We start from the raw sequence: 1108 nt of genomic DNA on the forward strand, positions 1-1108 counted from the left end.
TCCGACCAGCCCTGCTCTCCGGTCCAGAACGTCTTGAGCAGGTGGTTCTTTCGGCACAGGCAGCGAAGGTTCGATGGGTGCGTCGGCCCCGCCGGGTAGGCGATCGCGTGGTCGATGTCGCAGAACTGCGCCGGGGTGCTGCAGCCGGGGAAGCGGCAGAACATATCGCGGTTGCGGACGAACGCCGCCAACGCCGCTGACGGGCGGTGGCCCGGCTCGGGCTCTGTCGGCGGTGGTTTCAGCGGCGCGACCGGGGCCCCGGTGATTACCAGTTCCCGCAGCAGCGGCAGGGGCACAATGCCGCCGCCCTGTAACACCGCTGAGGGCCGCCGGAACGGCGGGGAGGGTGCTGGCGCTGCCGGCGCTGCTGGTGTGGCTGACGCTGCGGGCGTTCCCGGCGCGGCTGGGGAGCCCGCCTCAGCCGCGGCCGCGGTGACGGTGAGGGCAGCGGTGATCGCCTGTTCATCGGCGAGCACGTGAATGACGACCGGGCTGCGACTCGGCCGCACCGCAGCCCCCGCGCATTCGGGCCGACCGCAGCGGCACGTCAGGGGGCCGGACTCGGCGGCCATGGCGCCCAGGGCATCAGCGCGGCGTTCCCCGGCGCTGCGGGGGTCATCGGCGCACAGGTGGCGGGTGAGCTCGGCGAAACGTTTCTTGATCAGCGCGGCGTCGGTGCGGTAGATCCGCCCCCACATCGAACAGGTGCCTGTCTCATCCTCGGGCTTGCCGAACTGGACATCCCGATCCCGGGCGGCGGCTTCGAACGCAGCCAAGGCGTCGGGGTCGTATTCGGCGAGCACCTGGTCGATCGCCTGATCCAGCCGGGCATCCGACATCGCTCCCCAGCGCTCAGCCTTGGTGGCGAGCTCACGGTCGATGGCCGTCATCGGTTCGTCGTCGATCACCATGCGGGTGCGCCAGCAGATGATCGACGCGGTGCGCGCCGTGATGGTCCCGGTCTGCAGCAGGGCGAAGACCCGCTTCAGGCGGGTGTGCAGGGCTTGGGCCACCCGCATCTGACCGGAGGATCTGCGGCTGCTGATGCTCAGCGCGGCGCCGATTTCGGCCGCGCAGGCGTCCCAGGTGTCGCAGGCCCACCGGGCGC

At 71.2% G+C, this 1108-nt stretch carries 1 protein-coding gene; it reads right to left on the bottom strand.

Annotated elements, in window-relative coordinates; translation table 11 throughout:
• A partial coding sequence (locus A5727_RS06260) for an HNH endonuclease signature motif containing protein (protein ID WP_082949632.1) occupies window positions 1-1108 on the bottom strand: 1108 nt, incomplete at both ends.

Source organism: Mycobacterium sp. ACS4331, assembly GCF_001667265.1.
In the GTDB taxonomy this organism is placed as follows: Bacteria; Actinomycetota; Actinomycetes; order Mycobacteriales; family Mycobacteriaceae; genus Mycobacterium.